Genomic DNA, 17,900 nt, shown 5'->3' on the forward strand with positions numbered 1-17,900 from the left:
TGTTTTTAAAATTGCTTCATTTTCTCTTAATTTGTGCTATAAATCATCTATTTGTTTAATAAATATTTCCTTTTGTTCATTACTTATTGTTTGATTATTTTTAGTACTATCAGTATTGCTTTTTTCTTTGCAAGATACAATGATAAAAGGTGTTGAGATACCCATCGCTGTAGTTAATAATAATTTTATTTTCTTCATATTTAAATTATATATGTTTTGATTTTTAGTTATTTTTCTTAACTATATGTAGGCTTTATTTTGATATATCAAGTTATAGAAAAATTTCCACATCGGGAAATTTTAATAAGATATTTTTTTCATTTCTTTTTTGGTTTTCAATAAATCTATTAAAGTAAAATAAAACTGAATTCCGAATAATGTGAAAGAAATAGTTTGTCAAATTAAAGCACCAATTAATGCTCCTTGAACACCTAAATGAACTAAGTTTAAAATTCAATATAAAATTCAAAACAAATTATTTACTTCATATAAAACATACATTCAAATTGAAATACCTTTTCAAATTTTTTTTCTTAGTGAATATATTAATTGAGGTAAAAAAGCTAATGTTGTAAATGATGGGAATATTAGTGACATTGTAGTTTGAACATCGGATTGTCATCTGTATGATATTGTAAATTTTAAGACAAAGAAAATTATTCCAATAAAATACACAAAAAGAATCCCTATCAATCCAGCTAGTTTCTGATTTTTATTAAATTCCTTTTTGTAGTGATATAAAAAATATAAAGTAATAGAATTAATTGTTAAACACACTGAGTTGGCAACAAAAGTGCTTAACAAATAATCTGAACCTAAAGAAGATCATATAACTCATAATAAAATACCTAAATGAAAAATTCAAAATGAAATGAAATTTATTTTTCCTGTTCTCTTACTTTTTAAAAGTGATATTAGTTGTGGTATACCTAAAGAAGCTACCAAACACGCTACTATTCAACTTACTATAACAATAAAGTGTTCCATAATGGAAATTATACCAAAAATTAAATAAAATAATCATTATTAAAAAGCTAGATTAACTAGTTTTTTAATAATGATTTTAATTCTGTTATATCTTGATTCCCTGAAATAGTTTGATATGTATCTTTAGTTTTGTCAAAACCAAAATAATGATTTAAAACTTTGTAAGCAAATTCTTTTGCTACATTAGCTGATTTTGCTGTAATTAATTTATTTGATATTTCAACAGAGTTAGATGTATAATTTTCTCCTATTCTATATTGAGAACTTCATACACTTGGATAACTTGTAAATTTTTCATCATTTATTACATTAAATTCTCTTAAAGTATTAGGAGCATCACAAATTGCTAAAATATCTTTATTTAATCTGAAAAATTTACTAATTAAATCTTTTGAAATTTGATTATTTCTTAACGTATTTGCTGCTTTACCACCAGGAATAAACATTAAATCATATTCATTTATATTAATATTATTTTCAATTGTATTAATTAGTGAATACCCAAATTGTCCTTGAATTTGTTTTAAATTAGGATGATAAAAAGTAATTTTATTAAAACAATTAGATTTTTTTCATATAGATAATGGGGTGACTAATTCAATATCATTATAATTATCTTCAAGTACAACTAATAAATTCATTATTTTCTTCTCCTTATTAAACCTTTATAAACTAAATAAATAATTAATACAGTTGGTAATAAAACAACAAGAATAAAGATAACTATATATATCTTTAATCACATTCTATTTTCGTTTTTCTTTAATAATTGAACAGTTTCGATGAATTTAATAGTGTTCTCGTTTTCGCCTAAATGATGGTATAAATCTTGTAATCTTTTTTTATCAAACAACACAAAAGCAATAACTGATGCAAATGAAACTAATAAAACAACAGAATTAATAATTACAAAATTCTTTGTGTTCCCAAATGCTTCATCTAATTTCTGTATAAAATCAATAGAAAGATAAAAGCCTGTTGGATTTTTTTCACCTTCTTTAACTGGTAATGTGCCTAATTCAATACTTTTTATTTGTCAATAAAGTAGTGAAATAATTAATATGAATAATAATAAATAAGTAGAAAATATTGCAAACAATCATTTAAGCCTAACTATTTTTAAATTTAAATTTTTATAAGTATCCATAAAGATTGAGTTTGCAATATTTTTTTGACTTGGATCTTTTAAATATCTTTTTTCAGATTTTTTTCAACCTGAAATTATTATTGCATATTTAATTGACAATCCTATCGATATTAAAAACGGAATACCTAATAGAATATAAATAAAAATTCCGTTATTAACATTAATTCTTGTATTAAATCAATAGTTAAAAAAAACACAAAGCAAGGTAGTTAATAATATAATAGTTCAAAATCATGCATTGACTCTATTTATAACTTTCTCTTTTTTGATGATTTTTAGAAAATCATCATTTATTTTTACTTCAACTTGAATATCCTGTTTTTGTTCATTTGTTTGAATATTATTTGGTTTGTTTGTTTTACTTCAAAACATATAACTACCTCTTAATTATCGTTAAACTGATAAATTTTTATTTGATTGGTTAAAACATTAATTAATTTTTCTACAGATAAAACTTCTTCTAGACCATGTGTTTGTTCTTTGACTGTTTCATATATTGTTTTTAATAAATCTTTATTTGAGTCTTCTTTTAGTTCTTTAAAAATATTTTGAGCTAATTCAAGTTGTGGTTTAGTGTCATCATTGACTACATATTCTTTAAATAATCTATGAATGTTTTCTGAAATATAGTTATTCACATATTCTTTTTTTGCTTCAGGTGTTCTTTGAGCATCGTATTCTAATAATTTTTCACTTCTGATTTTGGTTAAAATTTTATCTTTTAATGATTCATTTATTTCTTGTTTAATAGAATCTAACATACCATTTTTATTAATTAAATTAAGTATAGTTGGTCTAATTCTTGAATCATTGATTAGAATACCAAAATTCTTTAAATCATTAAGTATTTGTTGTCTGTCTTCTGGTGTTCTTTGTGAGGTAGGTTTTTTAAAGTATTCAGTTATTTCTCCTATTCTTTGAACCGATTCGATTCCATTTATGGAAATTGTAACCAATCCTGTTAAAGATGAACCTTTTTTTGATGTCATTAATTCAACTGATCAATTTGTCCCTTTTTGTAAATATGAATCTTTTTGACCTTTAATAGATAAAACATTAGCAAATAAAAATGTGCCAGGTATGCTTAAAACTGCATTTGTTAAACCGAATATAGTTCCTTTGAATATTTTAAATCTACGTGATATTTTTTGATTTTTAAGTTTTCTTTTTTTTCTTCTAACTAAATGAATAATTCCTATAAATATAAAAAATATAAATTTTCAAAATCAATATGTAAGTAATGCAAATAAAGTAATTACCAGTGGAATTAAATCTTTATATTCTCTATAAATATCTTTTTTCTCTAATTCAGCAACCAAATAATCATATGCAAAGTAACAAATAAAAATTGTAAAACCTAAAGCAGCTATTTTAAAGGGAATATATTTGAATCCCATAAAATAACCAACCATAAATGAAATTATTAATAGTAAAAAAATTACTATAGGTAATCATATTTCAGGACTAGAACCACCTAAATAATTTAAAAGGGTTTTTATTTTTTCTAAGAAGTTAGATTGACTTGATTCATTGGTTTCTGAAAAAACTCTTAATATATCTGTTGTCATTTGAATCCTTTATAAATAAATTGCATTTTTGCGTTTTTTTCATGGATTTTTTTTGTGTAATCTGTCTATGAATAACATACCATTTAAGTGATCTAACTCATGTTGGAAGACTATTGCCAAATAGTCTGAAACTTCATATCTCATCATTTTTTTATTAAAATAACTATATGCATCAACTATTATTCTTTGACTTCTATGAACATAACCTTCTTGATTTGGTATGTCTTCTGGTACACTTAAACAACCTTCGCCTTCACTTAATGCAACTAATTTATCACTCTTAATAACTACATTTGGGTTAAATAAAACATCTTTGAATATAACATTATTTTTATCATCTTGCAAAAATACATAAAAAACTTTTTTTAAAATCCCGTATTGAACAGCAGCAACTCCTACTCCTGCTCTAAATTTTGAATTTTCTTTTTGTGAGTCATCTATGTGATAAATCATTTTCTCTGCTAATTCTATATCTTCTTGTGATAGTGGTAAATCAATATCACTTGACATTTTTCTTAAAACTTTTTCTGGTAACTCTACTATTTTAATATCAAATTCTTTATTAATTTTCATTTTTTAATTATATAATAATAATAAAATATAAATAATAACATAATAATAGGAGATAAAATGGTTGTTTTTTTAAGTATTTTAACAAATTTTGTTTTCTTTTGTTTTGGATATTTAATTGGTTCATTAAATACATCAATAATAATTGGTAAATTGTTTTATAAGGTAGATATTAGAACATTTCATTCAGGTAATGCTGGTTCTACTAATGCTCAAAGAGTTTTTGGCTCAAAAATATCATCTATAATTTTAACAATAGATATATTTAAAAGTATCTTAAGTGTTGTTATAGCATTTTTTATTCAAAAATCTATTAATGATTTTTTGGTAAACCCTAATACTGACCCAAATGTTGATTTTGAAGCAGTTAGTTTGGTTAATTCTCAATTATATTTATACCCAACTATTGGTGGTTTAGGTAATGTTGTTGGTCACATATTCCCTTTATTTTATAATTTTAAAGGTGGAAAGGGTGTTGCATCAACTATAGGAGTTTTAGCTACAATTAATATAATTTTAGTTCCTATATTTTTACTTATATACTACTTTGTTTTATGACTAAAAAAATATGTATCTCTAGCAAGTTGTAGTAGTGTAATTATAACTGGACTTTTTATTTTGATACCTTGAATACCATCTGGTATATTAGGTTATTTTAACAATGTAAGTATGCAAGGATTTTGAATTATTTTTATAGTTTATTTACCTATTTTATTTTTAGTATGTTTTGCTCATAGAGAAAATTTTGTTAGAATAATAAATAAAACTGAACGTAAAAAAGAAATTAAGTTTTGAAAATAAACTAAATGAATGTATTCATTTAGTTTATTTTTTTTGTTAAAATGTTAATCATCATTTTCTACTTTAAATTTAAATTGTTTATTCTCTTTAATAAGTCTTGTTTTCTTAATTGGTTCTGATGAAGTAAATGATAAATTAACTTGAACATTATCTCGAATATTATTTATAGAATTTAAAAGTATTTCATTATTATTTGGGTCCTCTGTTGTTATAAACATTTCAATATTTATGTTGTTTCTCATAGATTCTACATTAATTGTATTTCTAGGTGGTATTTGAAGGGTTCCAGTTCCTGTTATTTCTTTAAAGAACAATTGATACCCTGGGTTTATATCAGTATCATCATCGAAATTATTTATAAAATTGTTTACTACTAATCTAGAATTAATTCCTAAATCTAAAACTCCTTCATTTCCTAATCCAGTAAAAATGTTTTGAGAAGATAATCTTAAAACAACATTTTTTAATGTTAGAAGTTTTGTCCCCTGTGGAATTTTGAAATTGTCAATATAATATGAAGAATTGCCATCTGAATACAATTTTATATTAATGTCTTTATTTTGACTACCAATTAAATTACCAAGTTTTCTTGCTTGGGTTTCTAATTTTATAGGAACATCGCTTTGTCCTAAATTAAAATCATTCAAAATTTCTAAGGATGGATTTATGAAAATGAATTTTACTTCTTTTATCGCTGGATTTGTTTGTGTATAAATTGATTTAAATTTTGTTTCATTATTCACAGATTTAACTATTAATTCTGATTTATTTCCTGTAATACTATTGTTGAAATTATTTGAATGTATATTAGGTCTTTCGTTACGCTGTTGAAAATTTAAAGCTGTATCTACATTATCTAAAATTAATTTATAACCAGATAAATAAATATTAGAATTTGCATTTTCTGCAGTGAAATTTAATTTTAAGTTCTTGAATGTTAAATCAGCACCTAAAACTAAATTATTTCCCCTTATATTAATTTCTTTTAAATCAATGTTATCTTCTCCTTCAAATGTTAGTGATTTATTAATGGTAAACGAATTATAAATACCCTCTGTCTGAATTACAGAAGAAGATAGCACTTTAATTATATCTCCTGATTTAGCATAATTTATTGCTTGTTTGATATCTTCGAATACTTCTTCACTATTTTGATTTATGGATGATAAATCTTGACTTTTACCTACATAAATTATTCTTTGATTATTCATTAGAGCACTTTGATTAGAATTTGTTTTATTTTTTAAATCATCTGTATCTAGGGAATTATCAGGTTCATCATTTATTGGTTCAGATATGTTTCCTTGAGATGATTGTGCAATTCCATTGTCATTTTGATTATTATTTAAATCATCTTCATTTGTTTGTTTTTTATCATCTGGTGTTTCTTCATTTATCTTTTCAGTAGATTTATTTATTCCTTTTTCATTTTTTTGTTCATTATTTTCTTTTTCTAAATCTTTTTTATTATCTATTTCTTTGGTTTCAATTAATTTTTTTGTATCTCTTTGATTTAAATCTTCTATTTCTTTAGTCGGTTCTTTTGGTTTATTAGTTTCTGTATTTACATTTGATTCTTTATTTTCAGATTTTTTTATCATTTCTTGTTTTGTACATGACAAAGAGGTTATCAAAGACGTTGATAAAATTGTTAACAATATAATTTTTTTGAATTTCATTGTTAATTGATTTCCTTTATTAAATTAATTATAAACAACTTATTTTAAATATAAAGATATTAAGATATATATGCATAAAAAAACAACAATAAATATATATTTTACATATTAACTGTTGTGAATTATAAATTATTTCATTATTTAAGTAGTTCTTTTGGACTTATTGAACCATAAATTATATATTTATATCAAAGTCCATATTTTCTATTCATATGATTATTTATAGCATAATCATATATTAAATTTTTAAAAACTTTTATGTTAACTCAAAATATAATAAAACTTGGTAGTGAAATAAGCATTTCAATGAAAAATATATGAAAAAGAGTTCTATTTGAAGATGTTGTTAGGAAATGAATTATTATAGGACTTAATAAATACATAAATAAGTAAAATCAAAAATGTATTAAAAGAACCTTGGAACCTCTATACAAGAAATCAAATAATGAATTCTTGTCATCAGTTTTTATATTAATAAATTTAAACAAAGGATGTTCTGCAAAAACCTCTAAGTGTGTTTCTAAATTAATATACTCTTCTTTTATTTTATGTGTATTATTCTTAAAATTCTTTCTGAATAGAATAATAATAATAATTGATGAAACAGACCAAACTATTGGTAAAAAGTTAAATGCTAGCTGAAATAATATATGATGTTTTAATTCTGTATAAATAATAAGTGAAGTATCAGATGTAGGAATATTAAAAAATAAAAATAAAGAACCTAATAATAAAAAACCTGCAAAAAACTCAATAGAAAAATTGTATATAGATTTAATTTTCTTGAAACAATATTGAGATTCTAATAAAAATTTAAGTCTAGTATCCATTTGAAATTATATAATGAAATGCTTTCTCTGTTTTTGATTCAAAATTTAACTCATCCATATTTAATTTTATTCCTTCGATAGAATTTATTTCGAAAATAATTTCTTTTATTTTTTCTTTAAATTCTTGTTCTAGAGTTTTATTATCTGTATATTTAGAGCGTCTTAATATCTGTTCTAATTCATCATAAAGTTTATAAAGTTTATTCTTTTTTTCTTCTAATTGTTTATTTTCTATATCATAAGTAATTCCATAAAGTAAAACACCTAAAGATACAAATGCACCAGAACTTAATATTAGTGAAATTCCACCTGTAAATGGGGCAGCAGCTAAAGCGCCAAATAATGAAATAGTACCTCCTAAACCGACCCCTTTAAATGTATTCGAAGAACTTTTATTGTATGAAATAGTTTTATCTATATCTTCTGTAAATTTTTTAATTTTATCTAACCATGATTTTATGGTATCTTGTTGGTATTCTGATAAAATAGCTCTTCTTTTTCTTTTCGGAATCATAGACTTATATTCATTGAGAACTTTGCTTTTTGTTTCATATATATAAGTGAAATTATTCTTTTCATGTTCATTATTAAATAATTTCAATTTTAGTAAATAATTAATTTGCTTGAACGTAAATCTATTAAATGACTTCATAATATTTATATAATTAATTAATACTGTTTTTCTTTTACTTAAACTTATTTTTTTTAAAGAATCTAATAATATATCTTCTTTAATTAAAATATTATTAATAATTTGTTCTTTAATTTCAGAATCAAACAATTTTATTTTAGTTTCATTTTGATTATAATTTGGTGTTAATATAACATTACCAAGTGATAATAGATTAATTAATTCAATATTTTTCATAATTACTCCAACTTTTATTTTTATCTATATTAAAATTATACTCTTTTAAAAATTATAGAGGGAAAGTTTTTCGGACATTTTAAATAAAGGAGTTTTTTATTTTTTGTTGGTTGTTAATTTAGAATATAATAAATATTAAATTTATATAAAAATCTTCTTTAAATAAATTACTTTAAAAATATAAAACTATATAAAAACTAAAAAAACTAACAACTTATATAAAGTATTTAAAAGATACTGACTTTGCTTATTTTTATATACAACTATTTCATTATCTTTTAAATTATTATTAAATTTGTATTTTAATCCAATTTCATTTAGATATTTTTTGTTTGAAAAGGCAGGGCTTATTTCAATGTACTCTCTATTTCAAAAAAAATTGTATTTTGATTTAAATTCTATTTTTTTAATATTAAGTTTCTTAAAATGGTCAAAGAAATTTTTTATGTTTTTTAATCAAACTACATTATTTTTTAATACTTGGTTAGTATCGTTTAGTTTATTTATTTGTTCAAATATTACTAATTTATTTCTTAATATATAATCATTTAAAATTATTAGATTCTGTAACTTTTCTTTTTTTATACGAGATAAATTGAATAAGTGAATTATTTCATCAGATAAATTTTTACTTTTTGAAAGTATATTTAATATTTTTAATTTGTGTATATTTTGGCTATAAAGAAGGAAATCAACTTTATTTTTATAAAAAAAATCAAAAATAAAATTATTTATAAGTATTTTGGTAAGATATTTAAATATAAATTTCTTCGTTTTGTTAACCAACAATTTATTTTTTAATAAAACCTGTAGATCAGTAATTGAATTATTTAATTTATTAAGATTAAATTTATCGTTTGTTAAATAATCATCAGATAGTAATGATGATATCTGAAAAATCTTAGCTAAAAGAGTATATTCTGGTCGTACCATATTTATCTTATTGTTTATTTTTTTATAGGTATTTTTAGGTAAAAATTTAGCTAAAATGATTTCTATTTTATTATCTAAAGAAATATCTGTAAATTTTATAAACAAATTACTATGAAAATCATATTTAATACTTTTTATCAAATTAATTTCTTTAATTATTTCAGTGTGAATAAAATCTAAATCATAATTATTTGTTGGTATTATTAAAATGTCTATATCATTAGTTTCTCTTGATATTAATTTATTATACTTTATAACATAGCTACCTTGGATAATCTTTTTATATAATGAATTTGTATTTATTAAAAAAGGATGATGAATGTTTTTCATAAATAAATTATAAATTTTATACAAGAAAAAATAACTAAAAATATGTTTGTATTTAAATTATTGTGCTATAATATTAAAGCAAAAAAGAAATGCCCAGGTGGCGGAATGGTAGACGCAAGGGACTTAAAATCCCTCGGTCGCAAGACCGTGCTGGTTCAAGTCCAGTCTTGGGCACCATAATTGTGCGTCCTTAGCTCAGCAGGTAGAGCAAATGGCTTTTAACCATTGGGTCAGAGGTTCGAATCCTCTAGGACGTACCATTTCAGAAATGACCAATCACACTAGTTTAACTAGTGTGATTTTTTATTAATATATAACAATAAAATGTAAAAAAATATAACAAATAATTTTGTTATATTTGGACAATTTTAATTGAAATGGTGCGAACGAATGGACTTGAACCATCGACCTCACGATTATCAGTCGTGTGCTCTAACCAGCTGAGCTACGCTCGCATAAAAGCATGAGTATTATACCATATAAAATATAAACTATGCTTATTATTTTTAAATAAATTAACGTTTTGAGAATTGTCTTGCACGACGAGCTGCACGTAATCCTGGTTTTTTACGTTCTTTAGCACGAGCATCTCTTGTAAGCATACCTGCTTCTTTTAAAGCAGAACGGTAATCAGCACTAGCTTCTAATAAAGCTCTTGCAATACCAAGTCTAATAGCTCCTGCTTGACCACTTAAACCACCACCTGATACAACAACAGAAACATCAAATGTTCCTTCTGTAGAAGTTAATACAAATGGTTGGTTAGCATCTTTTAAATATATATCTGAAGTTAAATATTCACGTGCTTGACGTTTATTAATAACAAAATTACCTTTTCCTGGTGTTAACTTAACACGAGCAACTGATGATTTTCTTCTTCCTAAACCACGGTATTCAATTTTTTTAGACATTATTTAACCTCTAATCTTTCTGGATTTTGTGCTGCTTGTTTGTGTTCTGGTCCTGCATAAACATATAAATTACGACGTTGTTTGTTTCCTAGTTTTGTATGAGGAATCATTCCGCTTACTGCTTTTTCTATTAATGCTGTTGGTCTTTTAACTCTTAACTTAGCAGCAGAAATACTTTTTAATCCTCCAGGATATCCTGAGTGTGAGTAATAAATTTTTTGCTCTTCTTTTTTAGCTGTTAAAACCACTTTTTCAGCATTAATAATAACTACATTATCACCCATATCAGCATTTGGTGTAAATGTTGGTTTATTTTTTCCTCTTAAAACTGAAGCAACAAATGCTGCTAGACGACCTAGTACTTGTCCTTGAGCATCTATAACATATCATTTTTTGCTTGCTTGTTGTGTATTTACAATTGTTGTTTGTCTCATACATCCTCCTATACGTTAATTTGAAATTTTAGTAAATTTTAAAATTGCTTTCATATTATACCATAAGATAATATAATAAATAAATCTAATTTTTTAAATATAAACTTAGTCTATTTTAAGATTACTAAGTAGAAAAATTCCTGCTGTTTCACTTCTTAATATTCGCCTACCTAAACTTATAATTTGACAATTATTTTCGATTGCTTTTTGAATTTCTTTTTCTGAAAAACCACCTTCAGGCCCTATGAAAAACATTATATCTTTTTGATTGAAATTAAAATCATTATTATCAGAAATTTTTTCATGTGCTATGTATTTTTGGGAGATATTTGCTTTAACTAAATCTTCGTATTTTGATAATGCTTCAAGTTCAGGTATTTTATTTCTAAAAGATTGTTCAGCAGCATTTTGTAAAATGGTTTTTAATCGTTCTATTTTTTTTTCAAATTTTTGGTGCTTATAAAACTCTCCGTTGGTATATTCAGTAATCATAGGAATAATTTTAGTAACTCCTAGTTCAGTTGCTTTTTGAATTAGTCATTCAAATCTTTCAAACTTGATTAGAGCAGCACATAAAATAACTTCATAATTTCTTTCATTATTTATATGTATTTCTTTAATTATTTTTGCTTTATTGTCTTCTAAAATACATTCATAAAATTTTTGATTATAAACACAAATAAAAGTTTGATTAGTTGCTCTGATTACTTTTAAATGTTTTAAAGTGTTATTATTTAAAATAAAATAATTATTCTGTTTTTGAAATACAAAAAATCTATTCATATTTATATTTTATTAATCCTTTTGAGATGTTTATCAATATTTCTTCTAAAATTGTTATTAACTAAAATCGGAAAGTACTTTTTATTAAACTTATTAATAAGATTACTTTCTAATTTCATCCATTGTTTATGAGTAAAAGAATTTTGATAATTTTGATTTACTTTAAACTTAAATTCATTTAAATCAAAATATATGTAACCTTTCTCGAATTCTTTATCGTGGTTTGGACAAAGTAAAAATCCGTTATCTCCGCTTGTTGTGTTTCTTATTCCATCGTTATAGGTTATTTCGTTATTTAGTAATTCTTTTTTTATGTCTGAATGCCTATGAATATGTGAAGTTATTAAATTATTTGAAATATTATAATTACAAGCAAAGCATTCTAAAATATCAATAAAATCAAAATACTTATTTCATATATTCAGTTTTAATAAATTTTGTTTTCTTATTAAATCTTTATCGAAAACTTCTATATTCTGGTTTAAAAGGTTTTTTAAATATTCTTCCTTTTCATAAAATCCATAATACTTAAATCCTAATGATTTTATTCAAGAAACTACTTTTGTGCTTGCTTTTGAATTTATTAATCAAAAAGATAAATTATAAGAATTATTTAATCGAGATATTAACATACAAGTTAATACTGTATCAGATATATTTGCACCATCTAGTTTCCCAATAACTTTTATTTCTTTATCTTCTTTATTTAATTCAATAAAAATAGGATTATTATGCTTGTTTTGTAATTTCAATGATTGTTTTTGATATACAAAATCATCTACTGTTATTTTAGGGTTAAAATTATTTATTTCTTTAATTGAATCGTCTTTTAAAATTTCCAAAAAAGTTTTAGAAAGTTCAAAACTAAGTAATTTTAGAAGTTGTAAATCATTAATTATTGATTTAGGTAAATTAATTCTTTTTATTTTATTATCTTGTTTAAATCTATAATAATCAACTGGATTTAAACACAAAAATACACTGCTTAATTTATTTTCTTTAAGTTTTTTTAATACTGGTAATGCATTTTGTTTTACAAAAGTATTTCTTGACTTTGTTTTAAAATCACTAGTTAGCAGTTGTGTAAAATAAACAAACACTGAATGTTTGGGTATTGAAATACCTATATAACTTCTATTATTTAATTCTTTAATTAGTTTAATATTATCAAAATCTTTTAAGGATAAAATCTTATCTTCTAATAATATATCAACCAAAATTTCTTCAATTGATTTCTTGATATTAAATTCTTTAAATTTTTCTTTTAAATAATCATAGTATCTTTGATGAATGTGAATTTCAGTATTAAGTGTATTCTTTTCCATCTTTTTTATAATCTACACCTTTTCATACTTGAATATCTTTATCAAACATATCATTTGCAATTCACATACTTGCAAATGATGGTCTTTGAAGATTTAAGACATCATAATTTAGGTGATCTTTAGTAAAACACATTCTACGTTTTAAATGAATATATTGTACCCTCTTAAATTTTTGTAAAAAATCACAGAACTTCTCACTATTTAAAGCTTGTATGCCAAATATTAATGCTCATGGTTTATCAAATTCTAATAATCTTTTTAACAAATTATGTTTATTCCTAAAAGGGGGATTGCTAATTATAATATCTCATTTTTTAGGTTGATAATGATAAAAATCTTTACCTTGAAAAATATGTGATGAAATTACTTTATAACCATTATTTTTAAAAACAGTAACAAAATTAGAAGTTGGTAAATCAAATGGACATCAAATAATTTTATCCATTGGAATATTTGCATTATCTATAAAAAATTGAATATCTTCTTTTGTAGTATATCATTCATCGTCATTTGCGTATCTAAAAGCCTTTGTTATGTCATTTTTACTGCGATCCTTAGAACTTTTTATAAATTCATTTAAATATTCAACAGAATTATTCACATCTGTATTATTTGAAATATTTTCAATTGCTTTTTTAAGTAAATCCATATTAATTTTCTTGTATTAATTCTTCATATTCTTCTAAAGTTCCTCTAAATAAAAAACTTCTTTGTGGACTTTGTAATTCTAAAATAACATCAGCACATTGATTAACAAATGCCCTATTATAAGTGGTAAAAATTGCACCACCTTTGTATTGTTTAACACCTTCTATAACAGAATCTATACTTTCTGTATCTAAGTGGTCTAATGGTTGGTCTAATATAATAAAATTAGATTCTAAAAGCATCATACGAGAAAACATTAATCTTGCTTTTTCTCCACCACTTGTTACATTAACTTTTTTAAAGACAGAATCATTACTGAATAACATTCTTCCGAGAAAACCTCTCATCCTTGCATCATCATTTTCTTGATTTTCTTTTTCTTTATTTTCTAGTGGTCATTTAGAAATTCATTCTAAAATATTTTCACTTGTTTGAAAATATTTTGTATTGTCATTTGGAAAATAACTCGGAGTAATAGTTTGACCTCATTCTATGGTTCCTGATGCTGGTTTTTTAATACCCATAATACATTCTAATAATCTTGTTTTTGCTATATCATCTTCTCCGACAATTACCATTTTTTCACCAGGTCTCAATGTAAAAGAAACATTTTCAAATAATATCTCATTATTTTCATTAATATAAGTTAAATTCTCAACGGATAATATTTGCTTACCGTGGTCTCTGTTCATTTCTCAACGAACAAATGGATATTTTCTGTTTGATGGTTTTATTTCATCTAATGTTATCTTCTCTAAAGCTTTTTTTCTACTTGTTGCTTGCTTTGATTTAGAAGCATTAGCACTAAAACGAGCAATAAATTCTTTTAATTTCTCCATTTGTGCTTCTTTTTTGACATTACTTTGTTTCATCATTTCTCTTGCTAGTTCTGAAGACTGTTTTCAAAATGAATAATTACCAGTATATATTTTTGCTTCATTATAATCTATGTCTACTATATGAGTGCATATTGCATCCAAGAAATCACTATCATGACTTACTACTATAACTACATTTTCATAATCAATAAGAAAATTTTCTAATCATCTTATAGATCTTAAATCTAAGTGGTTAGTTGGTTCGTCCATAATTAAAATATCTGGATTTCCAAATAGTGCTTTGGCTAATAAAACTTTAATTTTTTGATTCGCAGTTAACTCAGACATTAATACATTTCATTTATCTTTTGGTATTGATAAATTACTTAATAATTCTTGAGCATCATTTTCTGCAGTTCAACCACCTAGTTCTCCAAATTTATCTTCCAATTCTCCTGCTCTAGTATAATCTTCCATGGTAGCGTCTGGGTTTGCATAAATTGCATCTTTTTCTGTTTTTACTGAGTATAAGTCAGTATTTCCCATAATCACTACGTCTGTCACTATCATATCATTATAAGTATTATGATCTTGACTCAAAACAGAAATACGCTTATTTTTTTCTTTTATAACTTGACCTGAAGAACTTTCTATTTCCCCTGCTATAATTTTTAAAAAGGTGGATTTCCCTGCACCATTTGCACCTATTACTCCATATGTATTACCTTCCGTGAATTTTAAATTCACATTTTCAAATAACTTTTTGTCACTAAAAATTTTGCTTAAATTTTGAACTTCTAACACATTTACCTCTCTTTTAATTTATTTATTTTATAACAAAATAAATAAAAAACCTTCATAAATGAAGGTAGTTTGACAACAAGTTTTACTCGATGTCGGCTCATTAATTATATTTTACCATTAAATTATACTTTAATAAATTTTATATTAGAAATGTCATTAATTGATTTATTAAGTAGAATATAGAATTTTTTTGATTGTGTTCAAATTTCTTGGGTTTGTGTTTTTGCATATGAAAATTTTTCTATAGGTTTAAAACTTAGTTTTACTATCAAAGAATCATTATCAAAAGAAATCGAACTTACATTTCAACCCGTTTCACTATAAATGTAATTATGTTCTGAATAATCATATATTAATCCGTCTATAATTAAAACATTATATTTATTGAAATCTATTAATTTTAACTCTTCAAATTCATTATCTTTATGTTTATCTTTCGCTCTTAACTCATCTATGTTTGAAATTAAGAAGTAATTCATATTAATAAATAAATTCTGCTCTTTATTATACTTTCCGCCTTTAGAAATGTTTCCTTGTGAAATTGTAAAAACTGTTTTTTCTTTATTCCAGTAAGTACCATATTTAGGAGGTTCAGGTATACTACAAGATATTGATGTAATTAATAGAGATGAAGATATTAAAAATAAATAAAATGTAAAAATTTTTTTAGTTTTCTTCATTTGAATTCTCCTCTATTAAATAACTAAATGCAACTTGTACTTCTTTATTATTTTTTCTTTTTAAAGGTATTATTTTAAAATAATATTCTCCATCTTCATGAATATCAGATTCTATTAACTCTATATTAAAATTAGTATAATTAGATTCGTTTTCTAACACATCTTGATTCTCTCTTAAATTCTCGTTGTAGTATCAAAATTCTAAATCAATGTTTGTATCAACATTTTCCGAAGAATCAAGTAAATAAGAAATCCCTGCTCTTATTTTTTGTCCTTTTTTAAGTTTTATTGTAAAATAACTTTCTTTATTACTGTTTATTTTATAAATAACTGTATTCTCAATTGCCCTGGAAACTTTATTATAGTTTGGAATACCTGCTCCTACTTCATTAGAAATTAATTCTGTTTGATTCTTTATAGGTTCTGAACCAACTAAAAGCGCTGTTTTAAAAATTATTGAATCTGGGCCTTCTGCAAATTTCTCTTTATGTGACTGCTTTAACATACTAGCCATTCCTGTTATTACAGGAGCCGAGTAACTAGTTCCAGTTTTATTTTTTTCTTTTCAATCTTTGTTTTTGGTTTTTTCAAACACAAATTTTCCGGGTGCAACTGTTGTAATATAGTTTTTATTATTTCCTATTTGACTATAATCATATTTCTGTTTTGTTATAGAATTAAATGAGCCTATAACAATACTATTTTTTGATAATGCATTACTCTCTATTTCTTTAATTGGATTTTCTGAATCATCATAATAATTTCCTGATGCAACTATATTTATTAATTCAGGATTATTTTTAATAAAAAAATCAAAATATTCCGAAATTCAGTTGTAATTTTTATAAATATGTTCTTTTTTTAAACCTCAACTATGATTTATTATTGATGTTTTATTTAACAAATATTCCATCTCCCCACTCAAACCATTTCATAATAATAATTGAACAGAAATTAAATTTGCTGTTTTGTTTATTCCAAATTTATCTCCTATAATTATTTCTGCTACTTTATCGGCATGGTCGGAAAAACTTTCTTGAAACAATCAATGATTTCTATAATATATTTCTTTTTTATTATTTATTCCCCACTTAAATGCTTCATAAGACGTATTTATTACTCCACCTGATTCTAAAATCCCAACAAATACCTCTTCATTATTGTATTTTCTTCAATGATTCAATAGAATATCTTTAGATAATCCTATTGTTTCGAATTGAAAATTGTTATTTATAAATGAAAAATTTTGATCAAAATAGTTTGTTCAGTTTGATGTATTTTGATGGATTTGATTTTTAAATATTTCTTTGTTTATATCTAAAACTAGATTATCGTAAGTTTTTTTTGATTTAAAATCATATATTTGATTTATTGCTATTTTCTCATTTTTGAAAAAAGCAATAATTTTGTTTAATAAGTCATCATTATTAATTTTTTCTAATTTAGCAATTGATAGAATTTTTGTTTTTTCTCCATAAAATATTGGTATTTGTTCCTTATATAATTTAAATAAATAATTTTTTAATTTTTCTATTTTATTTTCAAAATTTGAAGAAATCATAATTTCTATTCTTGAAACCCCCACATTAAAATAACTGTTAGTTTCTTCGGAATTTTCATTTGAATATAAATTTAAATTAATTTCATTTATTTTGTATTCATTTATTTCTTTAGTTTCAATTTTGTTATTAAAAAATAACGGATAAATAGAACCAGAAATCGTGGTCATAAAAATTAATGAATATAATATATTTTTTCTCATAATTATCCTGTTTTATATATAA

19 protein-coding genes and 3 tRNA genes are annotated in these 17,900 nt (G+C 23.4%); 3 read left to right on the forward strand and 19 right to left on the reverse strand.

The window, feature by feature from the left end; genetic code table 4:
- Positions 1-36: 36 nt before the first annotated feature.
- The 6 genes from RRG59_RS00135 to def form a co-directional block, all read right to left on the reverse strand.
- Positions 37-198 carry a hypothetical protein gene (locus RRG59_RS00135; protein WP_322902315.1) on the reverse strand — a complete coding sequence of 54 codons (162 nt, stop codon included), beginning with the start codon at positions 196-198 and terminating at the stop codon, positions 37-39.
- 102 nt (positions 199-300) lie between these two features.
- Positions 301-987 (reverse strand): PQ-loop domain-containing transporter, encoded by a 687-nt coding sequence (locus tag RRG59_RS00140; RefSeq protein ID WP_322902316.1) that lies wholly within the window; start codon positions 985-987, stop codon positions 301-303.
- Positions 988-1,043: 56 nt separating this feature from the next.
- On the reverse strand, positions 1,044-1,628 hold the full coding sequence (locus RRG59_RS00145; RefSeq protein WP_322902318.1) for a DJ-1/PfpI family protein: 585 nt from the start codon (positions 1,626-1,628) through the stop codon (positions 1,044-1,046).
- Positions 1,628-2,506 (reverse strand): MSC_0882 family membrane protein, encoded by an 879-nt coding sequence (locus RRG59_RS00150; protein WP_322902320.1) that lies wholly within the window; start codon positions 2,504-2,506, stop codon positions 1,628-1,630. The genes RRG59_RS00145 and RRG59_RS00150 overlap by 1 nt, the downstream gene beginning before the upstream one ends.
- An 11-nt stretch (positions 2,507-2,517) precedes the next feature.
- The gene (locus RRG59_RS00155) at positions 2,518-3,702 is read right to left on the reverse strand and encodes an ARMT1-like domain-containing protein (protein WP_322902322.1); all 1,185 of its coding nucleotides are present in this window, start codon (positions 3,700-3,702) and stop codon (positions 2,518-2,520) included.
- A 9-nt stretch (positions 3,703-3,711) separates the two neighbouring features.
- Complete coding sequence (def, locus tag RRG59_RS00160; RefSeq protein ID WP_036430238.1) at positions 3,712-4,275, reverse strand: peptide deformylase; 564 nt, start codon at positions 4,273-4,275, stop codon at positions 3,712-3,714.
- A 57-nt stretch (positions 4,276-4,332) separates the two neighbouring features.
- On the opposite strand from def, the gene plsY reads away from it, so the two are divergent.
- The gene (plsY, locus tag RRG59_RS00165; RefSeq protein ID WP_322902324.1) at positions 4,333-5,073 is read left to right on the forward strand and encodes a glycerol-3-phosphate 1-O-acyltransferase PlsY; all 741 of its coding nucleotides are present in this window, start codon (positions 4,333-4,335) and stop codon (positions 5,071-5,073) included.
- Between the two features lie 44 nt (positions 5,074-5,117).
- On the opposite strand, the gene RRG59_RS00170 is transcribed toward plsY, so the two are convergent.
- From RRG59_RS00170 to RRG59_RS00185, 4 genes are all read right to left on the reverse strand, one after another.
- On the reverse strand, positions 5,118-6,674 hold the full coding sequence (locus tag RRG59_RS00170) for a hypothetical protein (RefSeq protein ID WP_322902326.1): 1,557 nt from the start codon (positions 6,672-6,674) through the stop codon (positions 5,118-5,120).
- A 215-nt stretch (positions 6,675-6,889) separates the two neighbouring features.
- Entirely contained in the window at positions 6,890-7,582 is a 693-nt protein-coding gene (locus tag RRG59_RS00175; protein ID WP_322902328.1) for a hypothetical protein, read from the reverse strand.
- A complete protein-coding gene (locus RRG59_RS00180; RefSeq protein WP_322902330.1) occupies positions 7,572-8,450 on the reverse strand; it encodes a hypothetical protein in 879 nt (292 codons plus the stop codon). The genes RRG59_RS00175 and RRG59_RS00180 overlap by 11 nt, the downstream gene beginning before the upstream one ends.
- Positions 8,451-8,636: 186 nt before the next feature.
- Positions 8,637-9,713, reverse strand: a complete 1,077-nt coding sequence (locus RRG59_RS00185) for a hypothetical protein (protein ID WP_322902332.1) — start codon at positions 9,711-9,713, stop codon at positions 8,637-8,639.
- Positions 9,714-9,804: 91 nt separating this feature from the next.
- Here RRG59_RS00185 and RRG59_RS00190 point away from each other — a divergent pair.
- Positions 9,805-9,890, forward strand: a tRNA-Leu gene (locus tag RRG59_RS00190).
- A gap of 7 nt (positions 9,891-9,897) precedes the next feature.
- Positions 9,898-9,973: transfer RNA gene (locus RRG59_RS00195), tRNA-Lys, on the forward strand.
- Between the two features lie 118 nt (positions 9,974-10,091).
- On the opposite strand, the gene RRG59_RS00200 is transcribed toward RRG59_RS00195, so the two are convergent.
- The 9 genes from RRG59_RS00200 to RRG59_RS00240 form a co-directional block, all read right to left on the reverse strand.
- Positions 10,092-10,168 (reverse strand) — tRNA-Ile (locus RRG59_RS00200).
- Positions 10,169-10,228: 60 nt separating this feature from the next.
- Positions 10,229-10,624: a 30S ribosomal protein S9 gene (gene rpsI, locus RRG59_RS00205; RefSeq protein WP_161553327.1), complete on the reverse strand. Its 396-nt coding sequence runs from the start codon at positions 10,622-10,624 to the stop codon at positions 10,229-10,231.
- The gene (gene rplM / locus RRG59_RS00210; protein ID WP_036430253.1) at positions 10,624-11,058 is read right to left on the reverse strand and encodes a 50S ribosomal protein L13; all 435 of its coding nucleotides are present in this window, start codon (positions 11,056-11,058) and stop codon (positions 10,624-10,626) included. Before rplM ends, rpsI begins: the two co-directional genes overlap by 1 nt.
- A gap of 105 nt (positions 11,059-11,163) precedes the next feature.
- Positions 11,164-11,841, reverse strand: coding sequence for a 16S rRNA (uracil(1498)-N(3))-methyltransferase (locus RRG59_RS00215; protein ID WP_322902334.1), 678 nt, complete (start codon positions 11,839-11,841; stop codon positions 11,164-11,166).
- A 2-nt stretch (positions 11,842-11,843) separates the two neighbouring features.
- Positions 11,844-13,166, reverse strand: coding sequence for an HNH endonuclease signature motif containing protein (locus tag RRG59_RS00220; protein WP_322902336.1), 1,323 nt, complete (start codon positions 13,164-13,166; stop codon positions 11,844-11,846).
- Positions 13,147-13,815: a hypothetical protein gene (locus RRG59_RS00225; protein ID WP_036430259.1), complete on the reverse strand. Its 669-nt coding sequence runs from the start codon at positions 13,813-13,815 to the stop codon at positions 13,147-13,149. Before RRG59_RS00225 ends, RRG59_RS00220 begins: the two co-directional genes overlap by 20 nt.
- 1 nt (position 13,816) lies before the next feature.
- Positions 13,817-15,436 carry an ABC-F family ATP-binding cassette domain-containing protein gene (locus RRG59_RS00230; RefSeq protein WP_161553332.1) on the reverse strand — a complete coding sequence of 540 codons (1,620 nt, stop codon included), beginning with the start codon at positions 15,434-15,436 and terminating at the stop codon, positions 13,817-13,819.
- Between the two features lie 122 nt (positions 15,437-15,558).
- Positions 15,559-16,116: a hypothetical protein gene (locus RRG59_RS00235; RefSeq protein WP_322902339.1), complete on the reverse strand. Its 558-nt coding sequence runs from the start codon at positions 16,114-16,116 to the stop codon at positions 15,559-15,561.
- Positions 16,103-17,878: a S8 family serine peptidase gene (locus RRG59_RS00240; protein WP_322902341.1), complete on the reverse strand. Its 1,776-nt coding sequence runs from the start codon at positions 17,876-17,878 to the stop codon at positions 16,103-16,105. The genes RRG59_RS00235 and RRG59_RS00240 overlap by 14 nt, the downstream gene beginning before the upstream one ends.
- Positions 17,879-17,900 lie beyond the last annotated feature (22 nt).

Source organism: Mycoplasmopsis felis (assembly GCF_034647055.2).
In the GTDB taxonomy this organism is placed as follows: Bacteria; Bacillota_I; Bacilli_A; order Mycoplasmatales; family Metamycoplasmataceae; genus Mycoplasmopsis; species Mycoplasmopsis felis.